At 65.9% G+C, this 26481-nt stretch carries 22 protein-coding genes and 2 tRNA genes; 6 read left to right on the top strand and 18 right to left on the bottom strand.

The genetic code is table 11. The features are described from left to right. The 3 genes from B3349_RS06125 to B3349_RS06115 form a co-directional block, all read right to left on the bottom strand. Positions 1–1401: an aspartate ammonia-lyase gene (locus B3349_RS06125; RefSeq protein ID WP_291587348.1), complete on the bottom strand. Its 1401-nt coding sequence runs from the start codon at positions 1399–1401 to the stop codon at positions 1–3. A gap of 526 nt (positions 1402–1927) precedes the next feature. Next, a tRNA-Met gene (locus B3349_RS06120) sits at positions 1928–2004 on the bottom strand. 23 nt (positions 2005–2027) lie between these two features. Next, positions 2028–2112 (bottom strand) — tRNA-Leu (locus B3349_RS06115). Between the two features lie 39 nt (positions 2113–2151). Between B3349_RS06115 and cysM the strand changes: the two genes are divergently transcribed. The 3 genes from cysM to B3349_RS06100 all read left to right on the top strand — a co-directional run bounded on the left by cysM (position 2152) and on the right by B3349_RS06100 (position 4277). Then, a complete protein-coding gene (gene cysM / locus B3349_RS06110; RefSeq protein ID WP_291587346.1) occupies positions 2152–3057 on the top strand; it encodes a cysteine synthase CysM in 906 nt (301 codons plus the stop codon). 116 nt (positions 3058–3173) lie between these two features. Next, a complete protein-coding gene (locus tag B3349_RS06105) occupies positions 3174–3797 on the top strand; it encodes an NUDIX hydrolase (protein WP_291587344.1) in 624 nt (207 codons plus the stop codon). Positions 3798–4049: 252 nt separating this feature from the next. After that, a complete protein-coding gene (locus B3349_RS06100; RefSeq protein ID WP_066540678.1) occupies positions 4050–4277 on the top strand; it encodes a sulfurtransferase TusA family protein in 228 nt (75 codons plus the stop codon). A 79-nt stretch (positions 4278–4356) separates the two neighbouring features. On the opposite strand, the gene galU is transcribed toward B3349_RS06100, so the two are convergent. The 6 genes from galU to B3349_RS06070 all read right to left on the bottom strand — a co-directional run bounded on the left by galU (position 4357) and on the right by B3349_RS06070 (position 11190). After that, a complete protein-coding gene (gene galU, locus B3349_RS06095; RefSeq protein WP_218332908.1) occupies positions 4357–5244 on the bottom strand; it encodes a UTP--glucose-1-phosphate uridylyltransferase GalU in 888 nt (295 codons plus the stop codon). 86 nt (positions 5245–5330) lie between these two features. Beyond that, positions 5331–8219 (bottom strand): valine--tRNA ligase, encoded by a 2889-nt coding sequence (locus tag B3349_RS06090; RefSeq protein WP_291587339.1) that lies wholly within the window; start codon positions 8217–8219, stop codon positions 5331–5333. A gap of 238 nt (positions 8220–8457) precedes the next feature. After that, positions 8458–9126: a VOC family protein gene (locus B3349_RS06085; protein WP_291587337.1), complete on the bottom strand. Its 669-nt coding sequence runs from the start codon at positions 9124–9126 to the stop codon at positions 8458–8460. A gap of 155 nt (positions 9127–9281) precedes the next feature. Further along, on the bottom strand, positions 9282–9854 hold the full coding sequence (locus B3349_RS06080) for a YceI family protein (protein WP_066540688.1): 573 nt from the start codon (positions 9852–9854) through the stop codon (positions 9282–9284). Between the two features lie 161 nt (positions 9855–10015). Next, positions 10016–10588 carry a YceI family protein gene (locus B3349_RS06075; protein ID WP_291587334.1) on the bottom strand — a complete coding sequence of 191 codons (573 nt, stop codon included), beginning with the start codon at positions 10586–10588 and terminating at the stop codon, positions 10016–10018. A 38-nt stretch (positions 10589–10626) separates the two neighbouring features. After that, complete coding sequence (locus B3349_RS06070; RefSeq protein WP_291587332.1) at positions 10627–11190, bottom strand: cytochrome b; 564 nt, start codon at positions 11188–11190, stop codon at positions 10627–10629. A gap of 175 nt (positions 11191–11365) precedes the next feature. Between B3349_RS06070 and B3349_RS06065 the strand changes: the two genes are divergently transcribed. Beyond that, positions 11366–11962, top strand: a complete 597-nt coding sequence (locus tag B3349_RS06065) for an IMPACT family protein (protein ID WP_066540695.1) — start codon at positions 11366–11368, stop codon at positions 11960–11962. 85 nt (positions 11963–12047) lie between these two features. Here B3349_RS06065 and B3349_RS06060 read toward each other — a convergent pair whose 3' ends face one another. From B3349_RS06060 to hemC, 4 genes are read right to left on the bottom strand one after another with little or no spacing between them, the layout of a single operon-like run. Beyond that, positions 12048–13328, bottom strand: a complete 1281-nt coding sequence (locus tag B3349_RS06060; protein WP_291587330.1) for a heme biosynthesis HemY N-terminal domain-containing protein — start codon at positions 13326–13328, stop codon at positions 12048–12050. A 15-nt stretch (positions 13329–13343) separates the two neighbouring features. Beyond that, positions 13344–14456 (bottom strand): uroporphyrinogen-III C-methyltransferase, encoded by a 1113-nt coding sequence (locus tag B3349_RS06055; protein ID WP_291587328.1) that lies wholly within the window; start codon positions 14454–14456, stop codon positions 13344–13346. Continuing rightward, positions 14453–15268, bottom strand: coding sequence for a uroporphyrinogen-III synthase (locus tag B3349_RS06050; RefSeq protein WP_291587326.1), 816 nt, complete (start codon positions 15266–15268; stop codon positions 14453–14455). The genes B3349_RS06055 and B3349_RS06050 overlap by 4 nt, the downstream gene beginning before the upstream one ends. Continuing rightward, on the bottom strand, positions 15268–16209 hold the full coding sequence (gene hemC / locus B3349_RS06045) for a hydroxymethylbilane synthase (RefSeq protein WP_291587324.1): 942 nt from the start codon (positions 16207–16209) through the stop codon (positions 15268–15270). The genes B3349_RS06050 and hemC overlap by 1 nt, the downstream gene beginning before the upstream one ends. Before the next feature lie 74 nt (positions 16210–16283). On the opposite strand from hemC, the gene ppc reads away from it, so the two are divergent. Together ppc and B3349_RS06035 are read left to right on the top strand one after the other, a co-directional pair. Then, positions 16284–19124 carry a phosphoenolpyruvate carboxylase gene (gene ppc, locus B3349_RS06040; protein WP_291587322.1) on the top strand — a complete coding sequence of 947 codons (2841 nt, stop codon included), beginning with the start codon at positions 16284–16286 and terminating at the stop codon, positions 19122–19124. Positions 19125–19427: 303 nt separating this feature from the next. Continuing rightward, positions 19428–19919 carry a C40 family peptidase gene (locus B3349_RS06035; protein ID WP_349682184.1) on the top strand — a complete coding sequence of 164 codons (492 nt, stop codon included), beginning with the start codon at positions 19428–19430 and terminating at the stop codon, positions 19917–19919. Positions 19920–19983: 64 nt separating this feature from the next. Here the strand turns inward: B3349_RS06035 and B3349_RS06030 are convergent, their stop codons facing one another. The 5 genes from B3349_RS06030 to B3349_RS06010 all read right to left on the bottom strand — a co-directional run bounded on the left by B3349_RS06030 (position 19984) and on the right by B3349_RS06010 (position 26247). Further along, on the bottom strand, positions 19984–21261 hold the full coding sequence (locus B3349_RS06030) for an amidohydrolase family protein (protein ID WP_291587319.1): 1278 nt from the start codon (positions 21259–21261) through the stop codon (positions 19984–19986). Between the two features lie 81 nt (positions 21262–21342). Beyond that, a complete protein-coding gene (locus B3349_RS06025; RefSeq protein WP_066540719.1) occupies positions 21343–22266 on the bottom strand; it encodes an ABC transporter permease in 924 nt (307 codons plus the stop codon). Between the two features lie 109 nt (positions 22267–22375). Further along, positions 22376–23437 (bottom strand): ABC transporter permease, encoded by a 1062-nt coding sequence (locus B3349_RS06020; protein WP_291587316.1) that lies wholly within the window; start codon positions 23435–23437, stop codon positions 22376–22378. A 22-nt stretch (positions 23438–23459) separates the two neighbouring features. Then, on the bottom strand, positions 23460–25037 hold the full coding sequence (locus B3349_RS06015) for an ABC transporter ATP-binding protein (RefSeq protein WP_291587314.1): 1578 nt from the start codon (positions 25035–25037) through the stop codon (positions 23460–23462). Positions 25038–25242: 205 nt separating this feature from the next. After that, positions 25243–26247 carry a BMP family protein gene (locus B3349_RS06010; protein WP_066540723.1) on the bottom strand — a complete coding sequence of 335 codons (1005 nt, stop codon included), beginning with the start codon at positions 26245–26247 and terminating at the stop codon, positions 25243–25245. Between the last annotated feature and the right edge of the window lie 234 nt (positions 26248–26481).

The following is a 26481-nucleotide window of genomic DNA, read 5'->3' as shown; positions in this document are numbered from 1 at the left end:
TCAGGCGGCGGTCAGCGCGCCGGGCATGGTCAGCTTGTCGGCGACCAGCAATTGCTGCATCTGGGCCTGGCTCATTACGCCCAGTTCCTCGGCCACGACCCCGATGGGTTTGCCGCTGGCAATAGCGGTTTTGGCAATCTGGGCGGCCCTTTCGTAACCGATCAGCGGGTTCAAGGCGGTCACCAGCGTCACCGAAGAGGCAATGCGTTCGTCCAGCACGCGGCGGTTGGCGACGATGCCTTCCACGCAGTTGACCTGTAGTGTGTGGCAGGCATGGGCCAGGTGTTGAAGGCTTTTGTGCAGGGCCCAGGCCATCAGCGGCTCGAAGGCGTTGAGTTGCAGTTGGCCGGCTTCGGCGGCCATCGTGATGGCGACGTCGTTGCCAATCACTTCGAAGCACACCTGGTTCATCACTTCCGGAATCACGGGGTTGACCTTGCCCGGCATGATCGACGACCCGGCCTGGCGCGCGGGCAGCTGAATGTCGCCCACGCCGGCCTGGGGGCCGGAGGACAGCAGGCGCAGGTCGTTGCTGATCTTGGACAGCTTGACGGCAATGCGCTTCAGGATGCCGGAGATGTCGGCAAAGGCACCGGTGTCGCAGGTGGCGGCGATCATGTCGGCGGCCTTGACCACGGGCACACCCGAGAATTCGGCCAGCTTCGGGATGACCACGTCGACATAGCCCACGGGGGCGTTCAGGCCGGTACCGATGGCGGTGCCGCCCATGTTGATCTCGCACACCAGGGTGGCGGATTCGCGCAGGCGCTTTTCATCGTCGGCAATCATAGAGACGAAGGCGTTGAATTCCTGGCCCAGTGTCATGGGCACGGCGTCCTGCAGCTGGGTGCGGCCGATCTTCAGCACATCCTTGAATTCCACGGCCTTGTCCTGAAAGGCGCCGCGCAGTGCGGCCAGAGCCGCCAGCAGCTCCTGGATGCCGAACCAGGTGGCCAGCTTGACGGCGGTGGGGTAGGAGTCATTGGTGGACTGCGAGGCATTGACGTGGTCGTTGGGATGGATCACGTCATAACGGCCCTTGGTCAGACCCAAGTGTTCCAGCGCCCGGTTGGCGATGACCTCGTTGGCGTTCATATTGGTGGAGGTGCCGGCGCCGCCCTGGATCACATCCACCACGAACTGGTCGTGCAGCTGGCCGGCCGCCAGGTCGTCACAGGCCTTGGAGATGGCATCGGCCTGCGGGGCCGTGATGGTGCCCAGAGCCAGGTTGGCGTGGGCGGCAGCTTTCTTTACCAGGGCGTAGGCGCGAATCAGCTGGGGCATATGGGCCACGCTGTGGCCGGTGATGGGAAAGTTCTCCACCGCACGGGCGGTGTGGACGCCCCAGTAGGCGTTGTCGGGGATGTCCTTGGGACCCAAAAAGTCGCGTTCTTGGCGCATGGTGAGCAGATTGGCTGAAAAGAATAAAAAATCGGCTCCGGCACAGTGGGCCGGGGCCACGCGGACGCAAGGTCCGGACATGGCAAAGCCCGGCTGATTGGCACCAAAACGGTGCAGTATCAAGCCGGGCTGTTGGGTGAAATTATGCTCAAAACGGATGAGAAGCCAAATTTCGCTGCATATCATGTCCATCGTCGCACTATTTTGGTGCGAGATGGGGAGTCCGTTTGACACGCTGTGAAAGCGTGCTCCACCGCACAGGGCATGGCTTTGCCGGGCTTCAGGGGGCGGACCCAATGGGATAGGCCGTGCTGGGCGGTGATGTGCTTGGCGCGGGGCTGCAAACCCGTGCGCTGGTGAAAAACGGCACGGAACAGGAAAACGACTTGGGGGAAAGGGGCGTGCGCAACCCCGTTAGCGGGGATGCCTGACCTTGCCAGGGCGCGTGCCAACGGGCGCGATGGCACGCGACGGAAACAAAAAAGCCCACTTGCAGTGGGCTTTTTTGTGGTGCGGATGCACCAATTGGTTGCGAGGGCTGGATTTGAACCAACGACCTTTGGGTTATGAGCCCAACGAGCTACCAGACTGCTCCACCTCGCGATAACTGGTTTTCTCTGATTCTGTGGTGCCCGGGGCCGGAATCGAACCGGCACGCCTTGCGGCGGCGGATTTTGAGTCCGCTGCGTCTACCAATTCCACCACCCGGGCAGCAATCAGGGAAGCGTGGATTATGGCACATTTATGCACATGCAAACGTATCCTTCGATTGAAAGCGTCATCGGCAACACGCCTCTGGTGGCACTGCAGCGCATCAACGCTGCCGCAAACGCGGAAAAAGGCAATGTGGTTCTGGGCAAGCTGGAGGGCAACAACCCTGCGGGGTCGGTGAAAGACCGTCCCGCACTGTCCATGATCCAGCGCGCCCAGGAGCGCGGCGAGATCAAGCCCGGCGACACGCTGATTGAGGCCACATCGGGCAACACTGGCATCGCGCTGGCGATGGCGGCCGCCATCAAGGGCTACCGCATGGTACTGATCATGCCGGAGGACCTGTCCATCGAGCGTGCCCAGACCATGAAGGCCTATGGTGCCGAGCTGATCCTCACGCCCAAGAGCGGCGGCATGGAATACGCCCGCGACCTGGCCGACCAGATGGTGGCCCAGGGCAAGGGCGTAGTGCTGGACCAGTTTGCCAATGCCGACAATCCCCGCGCCCACTACGAAACCACGGGCCCGGAACTGTGGGCGCAGACCGGCGGCAAGATCACCCATTTCGTCAGCGCCATGGGCACCACCGGCACCATCACCGGCGTGGCCAAGTACCTGAAGGAGCAGAGCCCGGATGTGAAGATCATCGGTGCCCAGCCGTCCGAAGGTTCGCGCATTCCCGGCATTCGCAAGTGGCCCGAGGAATACCTGCCCAAGATCTACGACGCCAGTCTGGTCGACGAGCTGGTCTATGTGAGCCAGGATGATGCCGAGGACATGGCCCGCCGCATGGCGCGCGAGGAAGGCATCTTCGCCGGCATTTCTGCCGCCGGTGCGCTGTGGGTGGCGCAGGAAATCGCCAAGCGCGAAACCAATGCCACCATCGTCTTCATCGTCTGCGACCGGGGCGACCGCTACCTGTCCACTGGCGTGTTCCCTGCGTAACAGCAGGCCTCCTGCCTGGCGGCTACACTGGCCGGATTGATGCTCAAGATCGCAGTCTGCGCATGCTGCAAGCGTGCAGACTGCTATCAAAAACTCAAACTCGCACCGGAACTTCCATGGCATTCGAAACCCGTTTTTGCTCGAACTGCGCCACGTCGCTGGAATGGATCACCCAGGCAGAGGACAGCGGTGATGTCAGCCGTCTGCGCTGCCCGGCCTGTGGCTTCACGCACTGGGGCAACCCCACGCCCGTGCTGGCGGCGGTGGTGGAAAACGACCGTGGCCAGGCCTTGCTGGCGCGCAATGCGCTGTGGCAAGAGGGCGTGTTCGGCCTGATCACCGGTTTCATGGAGGCCGGCGAATCGCCGGAAACCGGCATCTGCCGCGAGGTGCTGGAAGAAACCGGTCTGCAGGTCAAAGCCCTGCGCCTGCTGGGGAGCTGGGAATTTCTGCGCATGAACCAGGTGCTGATCGCCTACCACGTGCGCGTGGCGGGCAATCCCGACGATGTGCGCCTGTCCCCTGAGCTGCTGGAATACCGCTGGGTGACCCCCGAAGCCGCGCGCTGCTGGCCGGCGGGCACGGGCTATGCCCTGGCCCACTGGATCCGCGACAAGGGCGTGGAGCCACAATTCGGGGCCTTCCGTCCCGGCCAAAGCCCGGAACCGGATCCCGCCAAGTGGCCGCTGCGGCCATGGGGCGAAGATGCGCGGTTTCAGCTGCCGCCCACACTGGCGTAACGTACCCTGAGCCGCGATGCGGCTTCCCCTTCCCGTCTTACCCCGTGCTCCAGAGGGGCCGTGCGCTACGGGACGGCCCGTGTGTGTCGTCGTCGCCCCCAGGTGTCGTGGTGGGCTCATGCTTCGGAAGACGGTGCTGCGGCGTGTCACCCGTGGGGGCCGGCGGTACCGCTGTCCGTCACAAGGCTGCTGCAGGCTTTCTACAATGGCCCTCCAGAGCAGCCCCCAAGGCTGCACTTTTGCGAGAACCCCATGCAGATTGACCAAGAAATCGACACCCGCGGCATGAACTGCCCTTTGCCCATCCTCAAGGCCAAAAAAGCCCTGTCGGGCATGGAGAGCGGCCAGTTGCTGAAAGTGGTGGCCACCGACACCGGATCGCTGCGCGACTTCCAGGCATTTGCCAAGCAGACGGGCAACGAACTGGTGCACCAGGAAACCGTGGGCGACGAGTTCATTCACGTGCTGCGCCGCCGCTGATGCGTTAAAGGCGGCTTCTGATCACAAAAGGCCTGCAATTGCAGGCCTTTTGCATGTTGTGCCCAGGCAGGGCGTGCGATCAGATGTCCAGGGTCTGGAGGTAGGCGCGGAACGAAGCGCCCACTTCCGGGTGCTGCAGTGCCAGTTCCACTGTGGCTTGCAGAAAGCCTTCCTTGCTGCCGCAGTCATAGCGCTTGCCGCTGTACTGGTAGGCATAGACGGTTTCATGCTGCATCAGGCGCTCGATGGCATCGGTGAGCTGGATTTCTCCGCCCACGCCCTTGGGCTGGCTGCGAATCTCGTCAAAGATGCGCGGTGTCAGCACATAGCGGCCGGCCACACCCATGCGGGAAGGCGCCACTTCCGGTGCGGGCTTCTCCACGATCTCATCCACGCGCAGCAGCGGGCCGCCAGCGGGCTCGCCTTTGACAATGCCGTAGCGTTTGGTGTGTTCCAGCGGTACTTCCTGCACGGCCAGCAGCGAGCGGCCTTGCTTCAGGAAAGCGGCGGTCATCTGTGCCATCACGCCGGGGCCACCGGGCAATCCGGTCATCAGGTCATCGGCCAGGATGACGGCGAAGGGTTCGTTACCCACCAGGGGCTCGGCGCACAGCACCGCGTGGCCCAGGCCCAGCGACCGCGGCTGGCGCACGAACAGACAGTTCATGTCGGCCGGGCTGACGGCGCGCACCAGGTCCAGCATGGCCTGTTTGCCTGCGCGTTCCAGCTCGTTTTCCAGCTCGTAGGCGGTGTCGAAGTGGTCTTCGATGGCGCGCTTGCTGCGGCCGGTGACAAAGATCATGTCGCGGATACCGGCTTCATAGGCTTCCTCGACGGCGTACTGGATCAGCGGCTTGTCCACCACGGGCAGCATTTCCTTGGGAGATGCCTTGGTGGCAGGCAAGAAACGGGTGCCCAGGCCGGCGACAGGGAACACGGCTTTGCGCACGCGGTTCGGGTTGGTCATGACAAAACCTCAACAAATCCTCTACAAAAGGGAAAAAGGCGCTGTGACCGAAGCCGCAGCGCCTTCTGAGCTCAGCTTACCAGCGATCAGCCCAGGCGGGCCAGTTGTTCCTGGATGCGGGTCAGCGTGGCGCCAAAGTCGGCAACGCGCTTTTTCTCCTGCTCCAGCACCGCAGCGGGTGCCTTGGCGCAGAAGGCTTCATTGCCCAGCTTGCCGTTGGCCTTGGCGATCTCGCCTTCCAGGCGCTTGGCTTCCTTGGACAGGCGGGCCTTTTCGGCTTCCACGTCCACTTCCACGAACAGCGCCAGGCGGGCATCCCCCACCACGGACACGGGGGCGTTCTGCGCCTCGGTGGCCCAGGCGGCTTCGTCGTCGAACACCTTGACTTCGCTGAGCTTGGCCAGGTTCTTCAACACGTCGGCATTGGCGCGCAGGAAGGCGGCGCCGTCGGCCGAGCCGGCCACCGTCAGCAGCGGCAGGCGCTGGGCGGGCGACACGCCCATCTCGCCGCGCAGGGCACGGCAGGCGTCCACCATCTGCTTGATGCGCGCCACGTAGGCGATGGCGGCTTCGTCGATCTTCTCGGGCTGTGCTTCGGGGTAGGCGGCGATGGCGATCGAGGCACCGGCACGGCCGGCCACGGGGGCCACCTTCTGCCACAGGGCTTCGGTGACGAATGGGATGATGGGGTGGGCCAGACGCAGAATGGTTTCCAGCGTGCGGATCAGCGTGCGGCGTGTGGCGCGCTGCTGGGCTTCGTTGCCGGTCTGGATCTGCACCTTGGCGATTTCCAGGTACCAGTCGCAGAACTCGTTCCAGACGAAGTCGTAGAGGGTGTTGGCAACGTTGTCCAGACGGAACTCTGCAAAGCCCTTGGCCACTTCGGCCTCGACCTTTTGCAGCTGCGAGACGATCCAGCGGTCGGGCTGGCTGAACTGCAGATAGCCGCCGGCACAGTCTGCGGCCGTGTGGTCCTGCAGACCGCAGTCATAGCCTTCGCAGTTCATCAGCACAAAGCGGGAGGCGTTCCACAGCTTGTTGCAGAAGTTGCGGTAGCCCTCGCAGCGCTTGCTGTCGAAGTTGATTGAGCGGCCCAGCGAGGCCAGTGCGGCAAAGGTGAAGCGCAGCGCATCGGCACCGTAGGCGGGAATGCCTTCGGGGAATTCCTTCTGCGTGTTCTTGCGCACCTGGGGGGCGGTTTCGGGCTTGCGCAGGCCGGTGGTGCGCTTGTCCAGCAGTGGTTCCAGCGAGATGCCGTCGATCAGGTCGACCGGGTCCAGCACATTGCCTTCGGACTTGGACATTTTCTTGCCCTGTGCATCGCGCACCAGGCCGTGGATGTAGACATGCTTGAACGGCACGCGACCGGTGAAGTGCGTGGTCATCATGATCATCCGGGCCACCCAGAAGAAGATGATGTCGTAGCCCGTCACCAGCACCGACGAGGGCAGGTAGAGGTTGTAGTCATCGTCGGCGGCATCGGTCTGGCCGGGCCAGCCCATGGTGGAGAACGGCACCATGGCGGACGAGTACCAGGTGTCCAGCACGTCCGGGTCGCGCGTGAGGGTCTTGCCGGGGGCCTGGGCCTGGGCTTCGGCTTCGTTCTTGGCGACGTAGAGGTTGCCTTCCTCGTCATACCATGCCGGAATCTGGTGGCCCCACCACAGCTGGCGCGAGATGCACCAGTCCTGGATGTTGTTCATCCACTGGTTGTAGGTGTTGACCCAGTTCTCGGGCACAAACTGCACTTCGCCAGAGGCCACGGCATCGATGGCCTTCTGGGCGATGGACTTGCCTGTCGGATCCTGGTCGCTGACCTTGCTCATGGCGATGAACCACTGGTCGGTCAGCATGGGTTCGATCACCTGGCCGGTACGGTCGCAGATCGGCACCATCAGCTTGTGCTTCTTGATCTCGACCATCAGACCCAGTTCTTCCAGGTCGGCGACGATGGCCTTGCGGGCCACGAAACGGTCCATGCCGCGGTATTTCTCGGGCGCTTCGTCGTTGATCTTGGCGGTCAGCGTCAGCACGCAGATCATCGGCAGCTTGTGGCGCAGGCCCACCTGGTAGTCGTTCTGGTCGTGCGCAGGCGTCACCTTCACCACGCCGGTGCCGAACTCGCGGTCCACGTATTCGTCGGCAATGATGGGGATCTGGCGGCCCACCAGCGGCAGGGTCACGGTCTGGCCGATCAGGTGCTTGTAGCGCTCGTCTTCGGGATGGACCATCACGGCCACGTCGCCCAGCATGGTTTCGGGGCGGGTGGTGGCGACCACCAGATTGCCTTCACCGCTGGTCAGCGGGTAGGCAATGTGCCAGAGCGAACCGTCCTTTTCCTGGTTTTCCACTTCCAGATCGGACACGGCCGATTGCAACACCGGATCCCAGTTCACCAGGCGCTTGCCGCGGTAGATCAGGCCTTGCTGGTACAGCTTCACAAAGGTCTCGGTCACCACCTTGGACAGCTTGTCGTCCATGGTGAAGTACTCACGGCTCCAGTCCACGGTGTCGCCCATGCGGCGCATCTGCGTGGTGATGGTGTTGCCGGACTTTTCCTTCCACTCCCAGACCTTCTTGGTGAACTCGTCACGGCCCAGGTCATAGCGGCTCACGCCCTGGGTCTGCAGCTGGCGTTCCACCACGATCTGGGTGGCAATGCCGGCGTGGTCGGTGCCGGGAATCCAGGCCGTGTTGTAGCCCTTCATGCGGTGGTAGCGGGTCAGCGAGTCCATGATGGTCTGGTTGAACGCGTGGCCCATGTGCAGCGTGCCGGTCACATTGGGGGGCGGCAGCTGGATGGCGAAATTGTTGCCCGCAGCGGTGGCTTCGGCGCCGGGCTGGCCCGTGCCGCGGTAGCCGGCGTTGCCGTAGCCGCGCTTCTCCCACTCGGGGCCCCACTGGGCTTCGATGGCGGATGGCTCAAAAGACTTGGAGAGGCTGTCGAGGCCTGGCTGGGCAATGGTGTCGCTCATGGCTGCGTGAAGGAAATCTGGAAATGCAAACGGCATCCACAGGGGATGCCGTCTGCAGGGATAAAGACGGATTGCAATGATTTTAGCCAGCCCCCCCGGCTGCGCGCAGGTCGGGGTCTATGGTGGAGTGCCAGACCGGTGCCGCAGGCCAGCGGCGTGCGCATGGTGTGCTGTGAAATCAGGAGCACACCATGCTGTTGTCCGCGTGCCCCTGGCCGTGCGCCTACGGCCGGCCCACTCAGCGCTTGCCGCCGTATTCCGGTCGGTCGTTGTGCTGGGGCTTGAGGGGCGTGCTGCTGGCGCCGGCGGCGCGTTCCGCACGCCACTGCTGCTTGCGCGTGGTCCATTCGGCCAGGCGGGCATGGGCGGTGGTGCTTTCGCGCGCCATCTGCACAGCATCGGCCAGCTGGGCCGACAGCTCCAGCCGGATGCCGTTGGGGTCGAAGAAATAAATGCTTTTGAAGATGTGGTGGTCGGTCACGCCCAGCACCTCCACACCATGCGCCTGCAGGCGGGCCTTGGTGTTTTCCAGCTCCTGCACGCTGTCCACGCGGAAGGCGATGTGGTTGATCCACAGCGGGGTGTTGGGGGATGGCAGGGCTTTTTCGTCGTCGCCGATGTCAAAGAAGGCGATGAAGCTGCCATCGCGCAGGCGGAAAAAGAAGTGGGTGTAGGGGCAGTACTCACCCGTGGAGGGCACATGGTCGCTCTGGATGATGTGGTAGAGCGGCAGGCCCAGGATGTCTTCGTAGAAGTGGCGCGTTTCCTCTGCATCGCGCGCCTTGTAGGCGTAGTGGTGCAGCTGCTGGATGGCGGCAGGCGGTGGCAGCGTGGCCAGGTCCGGGCGGGCGCCGGTCGAGAGGCTGACCTGGGAGATGGCCTGGGGACTGGCAGAGGCGGTGGGCATGTGCAGCTCCTTTTACGTATATGCAATGCATTGCACTAAACGGAATTCTAGGAACTGACGGCGCTGTTGGGCAAAGAAAAACCCGCATGCCGGGAGGGCAGGCGGGTGGCAGGCACGGCCGCGTGGGCGGCCATACAAGGCGGTCGGTGCAGGGCTTACTGCTTGACGGCTTCCAGCTGCAGCACCAGGCGCACGTTCTTGGCAAAGCCCCAGTCCACGCCGTAGTTCACACCCCACTGGGTGCGGTCGATGGTGGCTTCAAAGTCGCCGCCGCAGACTTCACGCTTGAGCATGGGGCTTTCGTAGCAGGTGAACTTGTTGGCCTTGATGGTGATGGGGTGGGTCTGGCCGTTCAGCGTCAGCTGGCCGGTCACTTCCTTGAGCTTGTCGCCATCGAACACGAACTTGTCGGACACGAACTTGGACACCGGGTACTGGTCGGTGTTGAAGATGTCCTTGCTCTTCAGGTGCTTGTCGAAGGCTGCTGTGCCGGAGTTCACGCTGGTCATGTCCAGCGTCACTTCCACCTTGCCGGTCTTGGCGGCCTTGTCGAATTCCACGGCGCCTTGCTTCTTGTCGAAACGGGCACGGTTGGTGGAGGCGCCGAAGTGGTCGATTTCGAAGGTGGCGAAGGTGTGGGTGGGGTCGATGGCGTACTGGGCCGGTGCAGCGTGGGCGGCGGTGGCGAACAGGCTGGCGGCAGCCAGAGCAAACAGGGTGGAACGCATGAAGGAATCTCCTGTGTGAAAAATGAATGAGAGAGGGAAAACGGAACCGTGAATCAATGGCTGCCTGTGTGCATGCCGCATTGCCCTGAACGCATCTTGGAAATCAAGATCGCGGTCCTATGCAGCAGAGCGGGTATGCACACCGGTGGCTGTCCAGAACGTCAGAGCTTGCCCACACCGGTCAGTGCCAGCTTGAACTGCACGGTGACTTCGTCGGCCACCATGGAGGTGTCGGCCCAGTCGCCATCGCCGATCTTGAACGACAGGCGCTTGAGCGGCAGGGTGCCGGCAGCGATGGTGGTGGCGCCCGATTGGGTCAGCACCACGGGCACGGACACCTTCTGGGCGTTGCCCTTGATGGTCAGCGTGCCGTCCACCTGGTACTTGCCGCCGCCCAGCGCCTTGACGGCGGTGGAATCGAACGTGGCCTTGGGGAACTTGGCGATGTTGAACCAGTCCGCGCCCAGCAGGTTGCTGTCGGTCTCCTTGGAGCCCATGGTGGCGCTGCCGGTTTCCACGGTGAAGTGGATCTTGCTGGTTTCGGGCTTGGCGGTGTCAAAGCTCACCTGCGCGTCGAACTTCTTGAACTGGCCTTGCAGGGGCACGCCCATCTGCTTGGCGGTGAAGTTGATGCTGCTTTGCGCCGGCACCAGGACCTGGGCGGCCATGGCGGCGGTGCCCAGCAGGGTTGCACTGGCAAAGAAGGCGGCGCGGAAAGTGGTGCTGAAAGTCATGGTGAACTCCTGACGCTCGAAAAAAAACAGGGGACGAATTACGCGGCTTTGCCGGGCAGCATGCGGCGCAGCAGGCCGTCGCGGTCGATGAACTGGTGCTTGAGTGCTGCCGCAATGTGCAGGGCAATCAGGGCGGCCAGCGTGTAGGCGCTGATCATGTGCCAGGGCTTGAGGGCTTCGGCCAGTGCCGGATCGGCCGGCACGAAATTGGGCAGCTGCCACAGACCGAACCACACGATGGGGAAGCCGGCGGCCGAGCTGTAAGCCCAGCCCAGCAGTGGCACCGCAAAGAACAGCAGGTACAGCAGGTGGTGCACGCCATGGTGGGCGAGGTGCTGCCAGCGCGGCATGGCCACGGCCATGGCAGCAGGCAGTGCGGGCGGGCGGTGGGTAAGGCGCCAGACCAGGCGCAGCAGGCTGAGCACCAAAATGGTAACGCCGGCCCATTTGTGCCAGTTGTAGTACTTCAGGCGTGCCGGGGAAAACGGCAGTCCGGTCATGTACCAGCCAAAGGCCAGCAGGCCGATCAGGCCAACGGCCAACAGCCAGTGCAGTGCGATGGCGGGCAGGCTGTAGCGGGTGGAAGCGGTGGGGGTGGGCATGGTTATGCGTTGTTTTTAAAGCACCTGGCAAGCGGCCATGAAGCGCGACAAGAGATGGAGTGTAGGAAGCAAAGGTGACAAAAAAGTTCAGGCAAATTGACGTGACAGTTCAAAAAGCTTGAATGCCGGAGTGGCCCGCAGTGGGGCACCTGGCTCAGGTAAGCTCACCAGCCCTATGGCCCAGACCCTTGCTTCCCCCGCGCACAGCGAATTGATCATCAAGAAAAGCCGTTTCATCGGCTGCGTGCAGCCCATGCGCGACCGCGCCAGTGCCCAGGCCGCCGTGGATGCCTTGTGGAAGCAGCACCCGGCGGCGGCCCACATCTGCTGGGCCTTGCTGGCCGGCGGCCAATCTGCGGCGGTGGATGACGGCGAGCCCAGCGGTACGGCCGGCCGCCCGATGCTGGATGTGCTGCGCCACCAGGAGCTGGAAGGCGTGCTGGCCACCGTGGTGCGCTACTTCGGTGGGGTCAAGCTGGGGGCCGGCGGCCTGGTGCGGGCCTATACCGACAGCGTGGCGCAGGCGCTGATCGGCGCGGAAAAAATCACGCTGCAGCGCATGGCGCTGCTGCAGTGCGAGGTGCCCTATGCCATGGAAGGCTGGCTGCGCCGTGAAATCGCCCAGGCCGGGGCCGAACTGCTGCAGGTGCAGCACGGCAGCATGGTGGCCGCGCAGTGGACCTTGCCGGAAAGTGCCGCCTTCGCCCTGGTGGAACGCCTCAACGATCTGGGGCAGGGGCGGCTGGGCTGGCTGGAGCACTGGCCGGACTGACGCCGCAGGCAAAGGACGCTCCTTCGCGCCAGGCTGGCGCAGGCGGCGTTCCCTGTCCGTTGTCCGAAGTGGTGGACCAGAGGGCTTACTTGCCGTGCAGCGCCGCCTGCTTCCAGGCGTGGGCGGCTTCGTCGGGCGCTTCGTGGCGCTCGGCCAGAATGGCCAGGGCCGTCCAGGCGCTGTGCAGCAGTGCCTGGTCCTTGAGCTGCTGGGTAGACTGGCCCAGCAACTGCTGGGCCTTGCCCCACAGCTGGCGCTGCAGGCAGGCCATGCCGGCCAGGTACTGCAGGCGCGGGTTGTGCGGGGCATGCCGCAACGCCGCTTCGATGCGGCCCAGCCAGGCGGCGTCCAGATTGTCCAGGCTTTCCTGCAGCGCCAGGACTAGGCGGGTGCTGTGCTCGCTGTGCAGGCCCTGGGGTTGCTGCAGCTGGGCCTCCCAGACCGGCAGCAGCCATTCGCGTGCGGTGGCGCTGTCACCTCCCAGGGCCACCAGGCGGCGGGCGGCGGGAATGGCCAACTCGGGCGCGCTGCGTTCGCGCGCTTCGGCTTGCGACCAGGCGTGCAGCAGTTGCCCCGCGTCGTGGGCGCTGTGGATCTGCTCCAGCAGCAGGCTGCGCAGCAGGCTGGCCGATGCTTCGGGCGAGAACGCCTTGTGCTTGGCCAGCAGGCGCGCGGTTTCCAGTGCCGGCTGGGTCTGCCGGGCCAGGCGCGTGGCCTTGAGCTTGATGCGCAGCGCAATCGTGCGGCGTGCCGCGCCATGGGGCAGTTCGCCCAGGCGTTCCAGCGCGCCACTGGCGTCGCGGTCGTCCAGCGCCCAGCGGGCCGAGCGCATTTGCGCGCCTTCGCGCAGTTCCTGCTGCTGGGTGGTGCCGTTCAGCGGCGCCAGATCCAGCGCGGCGTCCAGGTGTTCGTCCCGGGTGGCCCGGTCCTGCAGGGCATGGGAGCTGTCGGCCGCCGCCATGTGGGCGATGGTGCGCAGCTGCAGCCGGTAGGCCACCGTGGCCTTGTCCTTGTCCAGGCCGTCTTCCAGCGTGAGCGACTGCAGTGCCGCCTTGCGGGCCCGCAGGAAACGGCCGGCATGCAGATGGGTCAAGGACTCCAGCAGGGCCTGGTGCATATTGCGTTCGCGCTGTTGCAGGCGCCAGCGCTTGGCCTGCAGCGGCAAGGTGACCAGGGCGGAAAAGCCGCGCAGGGCGCCATACAGAATGAAGAATGCCGCCAGCAACAGCAGCACCACCATGTTCAGGGACAGGTCCAGCCGGTAGGGCGGCCAGAACAGCATGACCGAGCCCTGGTTGTTGCCCGCAAACAGGGCGCCAGCCACAGCCAGGCAGAACAGACCGACAAACCACAATGCAGCGCGCATGCTGGGCCTCCCCGGTCAGCGGCTGGAAGCGGCTGTGGCCAGCGCGCTCAGCGTGTCGTTGATGGAAGGCTGCTCGGTCTGGCGCAAATGCGTCTGGATCTGCAGCATCAGGGCCTGGGCGCTTTGCGTGCGGCGGGACTGGCTGTCGAAATACTTGGCCAGGGCGGTGTTGGCACTTCCCAGGTCGGAGCGTGCCGAGTCATATTGGCGCGCCAGCAGGCCCAGGCGGGCATTGAGCAGCTTGAGCTTGAGGTTCTCGCGCAGGAAGAAAGCCTGTTCGGGCGCCAGCAGCACGGCGTCCGGGTGGTCGATGCGACGGATGCGCACCAGATCGCGGGCTTCATCGGCCGAAGCGCTCCAGACGCGCTCGCCCCAATGCTTCCACCAGGCCCATTGGGTGGGGGTGACCGCCGCATCCAGCGCGGGCGGCAGCGGCACACCGGTGCTGGCGCTGCCCTTGGCCAGGTTGGGGGCCTGGGTCACGCTGTTGAGCATGGGGATCTCGTCCACCATGCGCACCAGCTCATCCAGCCGGGCCAGCAGGCCGGCGGTGTCGGTGACCGAGGCACGGGACAGGCGTTCCAGATCCTGTTCGATGGCGCGCTGTACCGGGGCCAGGCGCGGCTGGGCCGTGCGTTCCACACGCTGGGCCGAGCCTTTGAGGGTGGCCACCAGCGGCTCCAGGCTGCCGGAGAGCTGGGCCTGCTGCACGGCCATGCGCAGGGCGGATTCGAGGTCGATCAGCAGCGTCTCGTCGCGAGAGCGGGAGACGCTGTGCATCAGCTCTTCGAGCTGGGTGCGTTGCAGGGTGGCGTCCTGCATGCGGGCTTCCACCACGGCCAGGCGGCCGGTGGCGTCGCGCACCAGATCCTGGGATTCACGGGCAAGCGCACGGGCTTCGGTGGCCTGGGTGCCGGACTCGGCCGTCTGGCGTGCCAGTTGCTCCTGCATGCCATCCACCTTCTGCCACAGCAGCACGCTGCTGCCCAGGCCGGCCGCGGCCAGCACCATGGCCACCCAGGCCAGGGGCGAGGGACCGGTGCTGGTGCGCACGGGGGCGCCTGGTGCCGTCGGGGGCTGCTCGGGAGATGGGGGGAAAGAAGGGTGCTGTGCGCCGTCGGTGCTCATGACCAGGATTCTATCGACGCAGACACACTTTCCACATCAGGCTTACATTCCAAAACATCGCCAAAGCCCGCGCTGCGCGCCGTAGCGGCGATGCGGGGGTGGGTGGTCAGCGCACGCTGGCGGCTCCAGTCCTGTGCGGGGCACAGCTGCAGCAGGTGGGCAATGGCTTCCGAGCTGCTGAACAGCCACAGGTCGCTGGCGGCGCAGTGGGCCGCAAGGCGCTCTTGTAGCGCCGGGGTGGCTGCAGGACATTGGCGGCTGTAGACCCCCACCAGCTCGACCTGTGCGCCCAGACTGCGCAGCTGGCCGGACAGCCATTCGCGGCCGGAGCCCTGGCCGTCGGTGGTGCTGTGGAGGCTGGCGCCGCGCACGATCAGCACGCGGTCGCCGGGGCGGATCTGCGGCGCCACGACGGCCCACAGGGATTCGGAATCGAACTGCGGCGCATCGGCGGGCGGACTGTCGATGGCGGAAGCCGCAAGGCCCGACTGCTCCAGCACCTTGGCGGTGCCTGGGCCGGGTGCCCACAGGCGCAGGCCATGGGTATGGACGGCCTGTGCCAGGAGGTCCGACATACCGGGGGAGGCCAGCAGGCCGCGCACCGCATTCGGGCTGACAAACATCACGGCCCGGTAGCCCGCCAGTTCCTGGCCCACGCGCTGCAGCGCGGCCAGCGTGGCGGGATCGGCAGCGGGGGCAATGTCCAGCAGCGGCAGCACGGCGACATCCAGGCCCCGGGCCTGCAGCAGTTGCTGCCAATGCAGCGCCTCCGGCAGGGGACGGGTCAGGATGACGGCGGGCCGCGCGGCCATCACTCCGCCTTGGCGGCGCAGCGGGCGCCCTGGGCCAGCAGCTGTTCGGCCACGGCATTGCCCAGGGCTTCGGCCTGGTCCAGCGTGGTGACGTGGGCCTGCTGGCGCACCTGGATCAGGGCCTGCACGCCTTCGATATCGCCCCAGGCGGCATCCAGCGTCAGCATGCCATCGTCGGCCAGCAGCGCATGGGCGGCCAGCGGCACGGAGCAGCTGCCGCCCAGGCGGCGGCTGACGGCACGCTCGGCCGCCACGCGCAGCCAGGTGGGCATGTGCACCAGCGGCTGCAGTGCCGCAATCAGGTCCGTGCGGTCGCTGCGCACCTCGATGCCCAGTGCGCCCTGGCCGGCAGCGGGCAGCATGCTGCCCGGTTCGAATTCACAGCGGATGCGCTCGGCCATGTTCAGGCGCTTGAGGCCGGCGGCCGCCAGCACGATGGCGTCGTACTGGCCTTCGTCCAGCTTGCGCAGACGAGTGTCGAGGTTGCCGCGCAGCGGCTCGATCTTCAGGTCCGGGCGCAGGGCCTGCAGCAGCACCTGGCGTCGCAGGCTGGAGGTGCCGACGACGGCGCCCTGGGGCAGTGCATCCAGGCTGGCGTAGCGGGGCGAGACAAAGGCGTCGCGCGGGTCTTCCCGTTCCATCACGCAGGCCAGTGCAAAGCCTTCGGGCAGTTCCATGGGCACATCCTTGAGGGAGTGCACGGCAATGTGGGCACGGCCTTCTTCCAGGGCCACTTCCAGTTCCTTGACGAACAGGCCCTTGCCGCCGACCTTGGACAGCGAACGGTCCAGAATCTGGTCGCCCTTGGTGGTCATGCCCAGCAGTTCCACCTGGTGGCCACGTGCGCGCAGCAGGGCCTGCACATGTTCGGCCTGCCACAGGGCCAGGCGGCTTTCACGGGTGGCGATCACAAGAGAGGAAGAAGTGTGGGTAGCAGTCATGGGTTGTCAGCCTTCGGGGCAACTGGGAATGCTAGCATGCGCGCCGACACCATCCGCCACCTGGAGCCTTTTGCATGAATGCAGCAGCCCGCCGACGTTCCGAGTCCCGCACCACCGCGCCCGTCCGCCGTACCGACAAGGACCAGCCGCTGATAGACGATATCCGGCTGCTGGGCCGCCTGCTGGGCGATGTGATCCGCGAGCAGGAAGGCGCCCCCGCCTACGAGCTGGTGGAACAGGTGCGCCAGCTGTCCGTGGCGTTCCGCCGCGACGCGGACCAGGCGGCCAACAAGGCGCTGAAGAAGCTGCTCAAGGGGCTCACGGGCGACCAGACGGTCAGCGTGATTCGCGCCTTCACCTATTTCTCGCACCTGGCCAATCTGGCCGAAGACCGCCACCACATCCGCCGCCGCGAGGTGCACGAGCGCGCGGGCCACAGCCAAGAAGGCAGTGTGGAGGTGGCCCTGTCGCGCATCCGCTGGGAAGGGATCGACACCGATGCCGTGGTGCAGGCGCTGGCTGCCGCCTATGTGGCCCCGGTGCTGACGGCCCACCCCACCGAAGTGCAGCGCCAGAGCATTCTGGCGGCCGAGCAGGACATTGCCCGGCTGCTGGCCGAGCGCGACCTAATTCGTGCCCGGGCTCAGCTGTATGCCAGCAGCAAGGATGCACTCAGCCCCAGGGAGCTGGCGCAGAACGAGGAGCAGCTCAAGGCCCGCGTGGTGCAGCTGTGGCAGACGCGCCTGCTGCGCCATGCCAAGCTGACGGTGGCCGACGAGATCGAGAATTCGCTGCGCTACTACGAAGCCACGTTTCTGCGCGAGATTCCGCGCATCTACCGTGAAATGGAGCAGCAGCTCGATGGCAAGCGCATCCACAGCTTTCTGCGCATGGGCCAGTGGATCGGTGGTGACCGCGATGGCAATCCGAATGTGACGGCCGAGACCCTGGCGCTGGCGCTGCGCCGCCAGTCCGAGGTGGCGCTGCGCCACTACCTGACCGAGGTGCACTTTCTGGGCACCGAGCTGTCGATGGCCGCGCGCCTGGCCGACGTCTCGCCCGCCATGCAGCAACTGGCCGATGCGTCGCCGGACCGCAATGCCCACCGCGAGGACGAACCCTACCGTCGCGCGCTGACCGGCATGTACGCACGTCTGGCGGCCACGCTGCGCAAGCTGTCGGGCGGGGAAGCCGCCCGCCACGCCGTGGCGCCACAGAACCCCTATGACACGCCGCAGGAGCTGCTGGGGGACCTGCGCACCATCGAGGATTCGCTGCAGCGCAACCATGGCGGGGCACTGGCGGCACAGCGCCTGTCGCCGTTGATCCGTGCGGTGGAAGTGTTCGGTTTCCACCTTGCCACTGTGGACCTGCGCCAGAGCTCGGACCAGCACGAACTGGTGGTGGCCGAGCTGCTGGCGGTCGCCAAGATCGAGGCCGACTACAGCGCGCTGGACGAAGCCGGCCGGCAACAGCTGCTGCTGCGCATGCTCAGCGATGCCCGCCCGCTGCGTGTGGTGGGTGCGGCGTACTCCGCACACAGCCAGGCCGAACTGGCGATCTTTGCCACCGCCCGCCAGGCCCGTGCGGACTACGGCGCCGAAGCCCTGCGCCACTGCATCATCAGCCACACCGAATCGGTCAGCGATCTGCTGGAAGTGCTGCTGCTGATGAAGGAAGTGGGGCTGATGCGCGGAACGCTGGACAGCAGCGAAGCCGTGGCCGATATGGTGGTGGTGCCGCTGTTCGAGACCATTGGCGATCTGCGCCAGGCGGCGTCCATCATGCAGGCCTATTACGATCTTCCCGGCATTGCCGCGCTGTGGAAGCGCTCCGGCGCTGAGCAGGACATCATGCTGGGCTACAGCGACAGCAACAAGGACGGCGGCATCTTCACCAGCAACTGGGAGCTGTACCAGGCCGAATCGGCACTGGTGCAGGTGTTCGATCCGCTGGCTGCGCAGTACGGCATCCGCCTGCGCATGTTCCATGGCCGGGGCGGCACCGTGGGCCGGGGCGGTGGCCCCAGCTACCAGGCCATCCTGGCGCAGCCGCCGGGCACGGTGCGCGGCCAGATCCGCCTGACCGAGCAGGGCGAGGTGATTGCCTCCAAATATTCCAACCCGGAGATCGGCCGCCGCAATCTGGAAACCCTGGTGGCCGCCACACTGGAAGCCACGCTGCTGCAGCCCACCAAGCTGGCGGGCAAGCCTTTTCTGGTGGCGGCCGAAGCGCTGTCGCAGTCCAGCATGGCGGCCTACCGCAAGCTGGTGTACGAGACCCCGGGCTTCACCGATTACTTCTTCAGCGCGACACCGATCCGCGAGATTGCCGAGCTGAACATCGGTTCGCGCCCGGCCTCGCGCAAGCCTTCGCAGAAGATCGAAGACCTGCGCGCTATTCCCTGGGGCTTCAGCTGGGGCCAGTGCCGTCTCACCTTGCCGGGCTGGTACGGCTTCGGCACGGCGGTGCACGAGTTTGTCCATGCCAAGGGGCAGGACCCCGCCAAGCAGCAGGCCCTGCTGCGCCGCATGTGCAAGCAGTGGCCGTTCTTCCGCACGCTGCTGTCGAACATGGACATGGTGCTGGCCAAGAGCGATCTGGCGCTGGCATCGCGCTACAGCGATCTGGTGCCCGACGCCAAGCTGCGCAAACGCATTTTTGCGTCCATCCAGGCCGAATGGCACCGCACGGCCGAAGCGCTGGAAATGCTGACCGGCGAGAAGGACCGCCTGGCACACAACAGCGCGCTGGCACGCTCCATACGCCACCGCTTCCCCTACATCGACCCCTTGCACCACCTGCAGGTGGAACTGGTACGCCGCTGGCGCGATGGGGCGGGCGATGAGCGGGTGAAGATGGGTATCCATATCTCCATCAACGGCATTGCGGCAGCGCTGCGCAACACGGGCTGACAGGGCCTTTGCGGCGCCCGCTGCGGCGCTGTGTGCCGGGAGCTGGCGCCATGCTGCGCGCGGGCGATGGCCTGGGGTGGCAGGCGCCGGTGTGCGTCAGGGCCGGCACGCTGAAACCGCCATGGGCTAAAGCCCAGCGGGCTTGCGGGCCATGCTCCCGTGCTGATAGCGGGCAGCGCCATAATGCGGCCCATGCACCAAGCTCCCATCCCGTTGTCCACGGCGTGCGGTTCTGACCGTGCCGCATCGCCGCCTGCTCCTCAATGGCCTGCCCGCCGCCTGCTATTGCTGGGCGCAGCGGCGATGGCCGCCGTCCTGGCCGGCTGCGCAAGCAGCGGCAAGCGCAGCAGCTCGGCGGCCGCCGTGCCCAAGGCGCGCGGCGGCGGGGTGCCCGCGGTGAACCCGCTGGCGCTGAGCAGCGATCTGCGGGAAGCCTTGCTGGCGCGGACCATGCTGGTGGTCAACACCCCCTATACCTATGGCGGCAACAACCCGGAAGGCGGGTTCGATTGCAGCGGGCTGATCCAGTGGGCCGTCGCGGGCATCCATGCCAGCCGCCTGCCGCGCACCACGGCCCAGTGGGCCCAGGCCAGCAGCCCGGTCAACCGCGATCTGCAGCGCGGCGACTTCGTGTTCTTCAACACCCTGGGCGGCGCGTATTCGCACATGGGCATTTATGTGGGCAACGGCCAGTTTGTGCATGCCCCGTCCAGCGGCGGCACCGTGCAGCGGGTGCGCATGGACAACGTCTACTTTGCCAAGCGCTTCACCGAAGCACGCAGCATCTTCGCCTGAAGACGACACCCCACCCAAAACGGCCTGCGAAGGCAGGCCGTGGGCCGCTGATCGCTGACCGCGCTCAGCCCTGGTGCAGCAGAGTGGTCTGTGCCGGGCGGCCGGGCAGGTTCAGCGTGGCCACCGGTGCCGGCGTGCTGGCAATGCGCTGGCCGCGGCGCCACACGCCCAGGCGGGCACTCTTCAGGCGCAGGGCTTCGACCGGGTCCTTGGCGTGCAGCAGCACGAAGTCGGCGTTGCAGCCGGCCTGCAGGCCGTAGCCTTCCAGACCCAGCAGCTGGGCAGGGTTGCGGGTGATGGCATCGAAGCACTGCTGCATGCCTTGGCGGCTGGTCATCTGCGCCACATGCAGGCCCATATGGGCCACGTCCAGCGCATCGCCGCTGCCCAGGCTGTACCAGGGGTCCATCACGCAGTCATGGCCGAAAGCGACGGTGAGGCCGGCGGCCATCAACTCGGGCACGCGGGTCATGCCGCGGCGCTTGGGGTAGGTGTCGTGGCGGCCCTGGATGGTGATGTTGATCAGCGGGTTGCTGACCACGCCCAGCTGGGCTTCGGCCATCAACGGAATCAGTTTGCTGACGTAGTAGTTGTCCATGCTGTGCATGGAGGTCAGGTGCGAGCCGGTGACGCGGCCGTGCAGACCCAGGCGCTGCGTGTGGTAGGCCAGGGTCTCGACATGGCGCGACAGCGGGTCATCCGACTCATCGCAGTGCATGTCCACGCGCTTGCCCAGCTCGGCCGCCAGTTCGCACAGCTGTTTCACGCTTTCGGCGCCATCGGCCATGGTGCGTTCGAAGTGGGGGATGCCGCCCACCACATCGACCCCCATGGCCAGTGCGCGCTTCAGGTTGTCCATGCCGCCCGGGGTGCGCAGCACACCGTCCTGGGGGAAGGCGACCAGCTGCAGGTCGATGTAGGGCGCCACGCGCTTTTTGACGTCCAGCATGGCTTCCACCGGCAGCAGGCTGGGGTCGCTGGTGTCCACATGGCTGCGGATGGCCAGCAGGCCGCGCGCCACCGCCCAGTCGCAATAGGCCAGGGCGCGCTCCACCAGGGCGTCGTGCGTCAGCTGGGGCTTGAGCTCGCCCCACAGCGCAATGCCTTCCAGCAGCGTGCCGCTTTCGTTGACGCGCGGCATGCCGTAGCTCAGCGTGGCGTCCATGTGAAAGTGCGGGTCCACAAAGGGGGTGGACAGCAGCAGGCCTTGTGCATCCACCGTTTCGTGCGCCGGGGCCTGCAGGCCCTCGGTCACTTCCGTGATCTTGCCGCCTTGCACGGCCACGGACATATGGGTGCGGCCGTCGGCCAGCGTGGCATGGGTGATCAGTAAGTCCAGCATGGGTGTTTCTCTTGGTCGGTGGAATTGGTCGCTCCCGCACTCGGAAGGTGCAGCAGCGGCCATAGACAGGATGGCGGAGCCTTAGCGTTCGCCCTTGCGGTAGGGCTTCATCAGCGCCTGGGGATAGGCCGCCTTGCGCGCCACCAGCACCAGCGCCAGGATGGACAGCAGGTACGGCAGCATCAGGTAGAACTGGTAGGGCAGCAGGCCTTCGCCCGACTGCTGCAGGCGCAGCTGCAGCGCATCAAAGAAGGCGAACAGCAGCGCGCCCAGCAAGGCCTTGCCCGGTTTCCACGAGGCAAACACCACCAGCGCAATGCAGATCCAGCCACGGCCGTTGATCATGTTGAAGAAGAAGGCGTTGAAGGCCGACAGCGTCAGGAACGCCCCGGCCACGGCCATCAGCGCCGAGCCGGCCACGATGGCCGCAGTGCGCACGGCGATCACCGGGATGCCCTGGCCTTCGGCCGCCAGCGGGTTCTCGCCCACCATGCGCACGGCCAGGCCCGAGGGGGTGCGAAACAGCCACCAGGCCAACACCGGCACCAGCAGCAGGGCCAGCAAGGTCAGCACCGTCTGTTCGCCCAGGATGGGAATGGGCAGCCAGTCCATGGCCTGGAAGGGCTCGATCGTGGGTGGGGTGTTCACCTTGGGAAAGCTCACGCGGTAGCCGTAGTACGACAGCGCCGTGGCCAGCATGGTGATGCCCAGGCCCGACACGTGCTGCGACAGTGCTAGGCCGACGGTCAGCCAGGCATGCAGCAGGCCGCACAGGGCGCCGGTCAGTGCCGCTACCAGCACCCCGGTCCACAGGCCATGGCCGGCATAGACGGTGAGCCAGCCGGTGAAGGCGCCGGCCACCATGATGCCTTCGATGCCCAGGTTCAGCACGCCGGCGCGTTCGCACAGCAACACGCCCAAGGTGCCCAGCAGCAGCGGCGTGGCGGTGCGCAGCACGGCCACCCAGAAGGCGGAGTTCGACAGGATGTCCAGAAATTCGGTCATGCTGCGCATTCCCCGGTGAAATGGTCGGAAACGGCGCTGCCTGCGTACTGGCAGAGCGCCCGGGGGGCCGCAGGGGCCGTCAAGGTGAAGTCATGCATGGGTCGGCTCCTCACTTCCAGCGTAGGCGGTACTGCGTCAGCAGGCTGGCCACCAGCACCGAGAGCAGCGATGCGGCCACAATCACATCGGCAATCGCATTGGGCACGCCCACCACGCGGCTCATGCTGTCGGCCCCCACCTGCATGCCTGCCACAAAAATGGCGGCCGCCACCACGCCCAGCGGGTGCAGGCCCGCCAGCATGGCGATCACGATGCCGGCGTAGCCATAGCCGGGTGACATGTCCAGCGTCAGGTAGCTGGTGCGGCCGGCCACTTCGATCGCGCCGGCCAGCCCGGCCAGACCGCCGGACAGCAGGGCCACCAGCACCACGGTGCGGGTGACCGGGACCCCGGCAAAACTGGCAGCCTTGGCGTTGGCGCCTGCGGCACGGATGTCAAAACCTGCTGTGGTGCGCTGCAGCAGCAGCCAGGTGAGCACGGCCAGCACCAGGGCCATCAGCAGGCCGGTGTGCAAGCGGGTCTGCTCGATCAGGCGCGAGAGCTCCAGGTCCGATTGCAGGGTCACGCTTTGCGGCCAGCCCAGGGCCATCGGGTCTTTCATCGGGCCGTCCAGCAAATAGGCCACCAGCAGCAGCATCACAAAGTTCAGCAGCAGCGTGGTCACCACTTCGTCCACGCCCAGGCGGGTCTTCATCAGCGCCGGGCCCAGCAGCATGGCGGCGCCGGCCAGGGCGGCGGCCACCAGCATCAGCGGGAACAGCACATAGATGGGCAGTTCAAAGCCGGTGCCGCCATGCATGCCGCCCACGGCAATGGCCGCCACGGCGCCGGCATACAGCTGGCCTTCGGCGCCGATGTTGAACAGGCGTGCGCGAAAGGCCACGGCTGCTGCCAGACCGGTCAGGATCAGGGGCACGGCACGGGTCATGGTTTCGCTCAACGCAAACAGCGAACCGAAGGCACCTTTGAACAGCTCGACATAGGTGGCCCCCACGGGGGCCTTGGCCCACAGCACCAGCAAACCGCTGATGAGCAGGGTGAACACCACGGCACCCAGTGGCGCGGCCACCATGGCGGTTCTGGAGGGGGAAGGTCGTTTTTCTAATCGCATGGGAATGTGCTTTCGCCCGGGTTCAGTGGGCACCGGCCATGGCCAGGCCAATGGATGCGCGGCTCCAGTCGGCGTGGGGCCGGGCTTCGGTGAGAGTGCCTTCGTGCATCACGGCAATGCGGTCGCCCAGGGCCAGGACTTCGTCCAGGTCGTCCGAGATCAGCAGCACGGCCGAGCCGGCATCGCGGGCGGCCATCAGCTGCTGCTGCACAAAGTGCACGGCACCGATGTCCAGCCCCCAGGTGGGCTGGTGGGCCACGATCAGGCGGGGGGCAGCGCCGGGCTGGCCGTCCACGTCGGGAGGCAGCAGGGCGCGGCCCAGAATCAGCTTTTGCATATTGCCGCCGGACAGCGCGCGGGCGGGTGCATGCAGGCCGCCGCCGCGCACGTCAAACGTGGTGCTGACATGCTGGGCATAGTCCTGTGCGGCTGTGCGCCGGACCCAGCCCAGGCGCGAGAACCAGCGGGTGTGCAGGCGCTCGGATACGGCGTTTTCCCACACCGGCAGATCGCCCACCACGCCGGTGCAGTGGCGGTCTTCGGGGATGCGGGCCACGCCTTGGGCCACCAGGGTGACGGGCGACCTGGGCAGGGGCCGGCCCAGGTAGGTCAGTTGCCCGCCTGTGACGGCGCGCACGCCGCACAGCACATCGGTCAGTGCGACCTGGCCGTTGCCGGACACACCGGCGATGGCGACGATTTCACCAGCTTTCAGCTCCAGCGACACGTTCTTCAACTGGTCGCGGCTGTCCTTGCCTTTGGCCGGGGCGGAATACAGCTGGCGTAGGCAGCAGACGCTGTCGCCCACATGCAGGGCCGGACGGCGTTCGGGCAGCGTGACGGCATGGCCCACCATCCATTGCGCCAGCTGGGCCTGGGTGCAGCCGGCGGTGGCCGATTCGGCCACCAGCTTGCCATGGCGCAGCACGGCCACGCGGTGGGAGACGCGCAGCACCTCGCCGAGCTTGTGGCTGATGAAGATGATGGACAGGCCTTGCGCCACCATCTGGCCCAGGGTGTCGAACAGGGCCTCGCTCTCGGCGGGGGTGAGCACGGCCGTGGGTTCGTCCAGGATCAGGATGCGGGCGCCGCGGTACAGGGCCTTGAGAATCTCGACGCGCTGGCGCTCGCCCACGGACAAAGTGCCCACGCGGGCATCCGGGTCCACTTGCAGGCCGAATTGTTGCGCCACGTCCAGCAGCCTGCGGCGGGCCCCGGCGGTGTCCAGGCTCAGCCGGGCCAGCGACGTCCCGCCGGCCATGATGTTGTCGAGCACGGAAAGGTTGTCGGCCAGCGCAAAGTGCTGGTGCACCATGCCGATGCCTGCGGCCAGCGCGGCGCGCGGCTGGCCCGGCGGCAAGGGCTGACCGAACACCTCGATGTGGCCGGCATCGGCCACATAGTGGCCGAACAGAATCGACATCAGCGTGGATTTGCCAGCGCCGTTCTCGCCCAGCAGCGCGACGATTTCGCCCCGCTGCAACGTGAGCGAGATGGCGTCGTTGGCCACCAGCGTGCCAAAGCGTTTGGTGATGCCCTGCAACTGCAGGACGGTGGGGGGCGCGGAGCCCGGTGGTGTGGATGCGGTCTCAGTGAGCATGTGTGCGGGTGCCATTGCCTGTGCAGGGGGCGCGGTGGGGGAGGACGCGCGGGGAGGCACCAAGGTACAGGCCCGGGGCAGGCTTGTACAGGGCCGAAGTCCCGGACTCGCGCCCGGGGCCATCAAAACAGCAGCGCCGACGTGCAGCGAGCCGGTGGTACCGGCTCGCTGCAGGGGCGGTGCGCAGGCTTGCGCGGTCCGGCGCTTACTTGGCCGTGGTCTTGGGCTGGCTGTCGTTCACCTTGACGGTGAACTTGCCGGCCAGGATGTCGGCCTCGCGGGCCTTGACCTTGGCTGCCAGGTCCGCCGGCACCTTCTTCTCGAACGTGCCCAGCGGGGCCAGCGACGAACCCTTGTGCTTCATCATCGAATACGGGCCGTAGTCTTCGGCCTTGTACGTGCCGGCCTTCACGGCCTGGATGGCGCGGTCCACGCTGGGCTCCATGTGCCACAGGGCCGAGGCGACCACGGTGTCAGGGTACTGGGCCTGGGTGTTGATCACATTGCCGATGGCCAGCTTGCCTTTTTCCTTGGCCGCATCGCTCACGCCAAAGCGCTCGGCGTACAGCACGTCGGCGCCCTTGTCGATCATGGCGAAGGTGGCTTCCTTGGCCTTGGGTGGGTCAAACCAGCTGTTGATGAAGGAGACCGTGAATTCCACCTTGGGGTTCACTTCCTTGGCGCCTTCCATGAAGGCGTGCATCAGGCGGTTCACTTCGGGGATGGGGAAACCGCCGACCAGACCGATCTTGTTGGACTTGGTCATGCCGCCGGCGATCATGCCGCTCAGGTAGGCAGGTTCCTGGATGTAGTTGTCGAACACGCTGAAGTTGGGGGCCACGGGCTTGCCCGAGGAGCCCATCACGAAGGCGGTCTTGGGGAAGTCCTTGGCCACCTTGCGGGCGGCGGCTTCCACGCCGAACACTTCACCGAACATCAGCTGTGCGCCGCCGGTGGCGTACTCGCGCATCACGCGCTCGTAGTCGGCGTTGGCCACGTTCTCGCTGGACTTGTATTCGATCTCGCCACGGGATTCGGCGGCCTTGAGCGCCTGGTGGATGCGGCTGACCCATTGCTGCTCATAGGGGACGGTGTAGACCGCAGCCACCTTGATCTTGGCCTGCGCCATGGCAGAAGCAGGCAGCATGCCGGCCAGTACCAGGGGCAGCGCGGCCAGGCCGCCCTTGATGAGGTTGCGCCGTGTGTTCATAGGAAAGACTCCTTGTGTGTATAGCAGGTCTGCCCCACACCGGAGCAGTCCTGATGTCTAGCAAGTTCCGCACCCAACGGGCGGCTATCTTGCGTCGGAACAGGGCAGTCAGGGAGTCCGTGGAATCCCTGGCCGTGCAACGGGCAAGAAAAAGCCGCGGGGGTGTGCATCCACGCGGCGGGGTCATATGGTAGCGCGATTGGCGGGGTGTGCAGGGCTGGCCTGCGATGGTCA

The sequence above is a fragment of the Comamonas sp. UBA7528 genome, assembly GCF_002479375.1.
GTDB lineage: Bacteria > Pseudomonadota > Gammaproteobacteria > Burkholderiales > Burkholderiaceae_C > Comamonas.
The sequence above is the reverse complement of the archived record's forward strand: the minus strand, read 5'-3'. Positions and strand labels throughout refer to the sequence as shown.

What these genes read in the sequence shown, in the direction of transcription:
- B3349_RS06125 (WP_291587348.1), bottom strand. Translation starts at nt 1,401, where the DNA reads ATGCGCCAAGAACGCGACTTTTTGGGTCCCAAGGACATCCCCGACAAC.
- cysM (WP_291587346.1), top strand. Translation starts at nt 2,152, where the DNA reads ATGCAAACGTATCCTTCGATTGAAAGCGTCATCGGCAACACGCCTCTG.
- B3349_RS06105 (WP_291587344.1), top strand. Translation starts at nt 3,174, where the DNA reads ATGGCATTCGAAACCCGTTTTTGCTCGAACTGCGCCACGTCGCTGGAA.
- B3349_RS06100 (WP_066540678.1), top strand. Translation starts at nt 4,050, where the DNA reads ATGCAGATTGACCAAGAAATCGACACCCGCGGCATGAACTGCCCTTTG.
- galU (WP_218332908.1), bottom strand. Translation starts at nt 5,244, where the DNA reads ATGACCAACCCGAACCGCGTGCGCAAAGCCGTGTTCCCTGTCGCCGGC.
- B3349_RS06090 (WP_291587339.1), bottom strand. Translation starts at nt 8,219, where the DNA reads ATGAGCGACACCATTGCCCAGCCAGGCCTCGACAGCCTCTCCAAGTCT.
- B3349_RS06085 (WP_291587337.1), bottom strand. Translation starts at nt 9,126, where the DNA reads ATGCCCACCGCCTCTGCCAGTCCCCAGGCCATCTCCCAGGTCAGCCTC.
- B3349_RS06080 (WP_066540688.1), bottom strand. Translation starts at nt 9,854, where the DNA reads ATGCGTTCCACCCTGTTTGCTCTGGCTGCCGCCAGCCTGTTCGCCACC.
- B3349_RS06075 (WP_291587334.1), bottom strand. Translation starts at nt 10,588, where the DNA reads ATGACTTTCAGCACCACTTTCCGCGCCGCCTTCTTTGCCAGTGCAACC.
- B3349_RS06070 (WP_291587332.1), bottom strand. Translation starts at nt 11,190, where the DNA reads ATGCCCACCCCCACCGCTTCCACCCGCTACAGCCTGCCCGCCATCGCA.
- B3349_RS06065 (WP_066540695.1), top strand. Translation starts at nt 11,366, where the DNA reads ATGGCCCAGACCCTTGCTTCCCCCGCGCACAGCGAATTGATCATCAAG.
- B3349_RS06060 (WP_291587330.1), bottom strand. Translation starts at nt 13,328, where the DNA reads ATGCGCGCTGCATTGTGGTTTGTCGGTCTGTTCTGCCTGGCTGTGGCT.
- B3349_RS06055 (WP_291587328.1), bottom strand. Translation starts at nt 14,456, where the DNA reads ATGAGCACCGACGGCGCACAGCACCCTTCTTTCCCCCCATCTCCCGAG.
- B3349_RS06050 (WP_291587326.1), bottom strand. Translation starts at nt 15,268, where the DNA reads ATGGCCGCGCGGCCCGCCGTCATCCTGACCCGTCCCCTGCCGGAGGCG.
- hemC (WP_291587324.1), bottom strand. Translation starts at nt 16,209, where the DNA reads ATGACTGCTACCCACACTTCTTCCTCTCTTGTGATCGCCACCCGTGAA.
- ppc (WP_291587322.1), top strand. Translation starts at nt 16,284, where the DNA reads ATGAATGCAGCAGCCCGCCGACGTTCCGAGTCCCGCACCACCGCGCCC.
- B3349_RS06035 (WP_349682184.1), top strand. Translation starts at nt 19,428, where the DNA reads ATGGCCGCCGTCCTGGCCGGCTGCGCAAGCAGCGGCAAGCGCAGCAGC.
- B3349_RS06030 (WP_291587319.1), bottom strand. Translation starts at nt 21,261, where the DNA reads ATGCTGGACTTACTGATCACCCATGCCACGCTGGCCGACGGCCGCACC.
- B3349_RS06025 (WP_066540719.1), bottom strand. Translation starts at nt 22,266, where the DNA reads ATGACCGAATTTCTGGACATCCTGTCGAACTCCGCCTTCTGGGTGGCC.
- B3349_RS06020 (WP_291587316.1), bottom strand. Translation starts at nt 23,437, where the DNA reads ATGCGATTAGAAAAACGACCTTCCCCCTCCAGAACCGCCATGGTGGCC.
- B3349_RS06015 (WP_291587314.1), bottom strand. Translation starts at nt 25,037, where the DNA reads ATGCTCACTGAGACCGCATCCACACCACCGGGCTCCGCGCCCCCCACC.
- B3349_RS06010 (WP_066540723.1), bottom strand. Translation starts at nt 26,247, where the DNA reads ATGAACACACGGCGCAACCTCATCAAGGGCGGCCTGGCCGCGCTGCCC.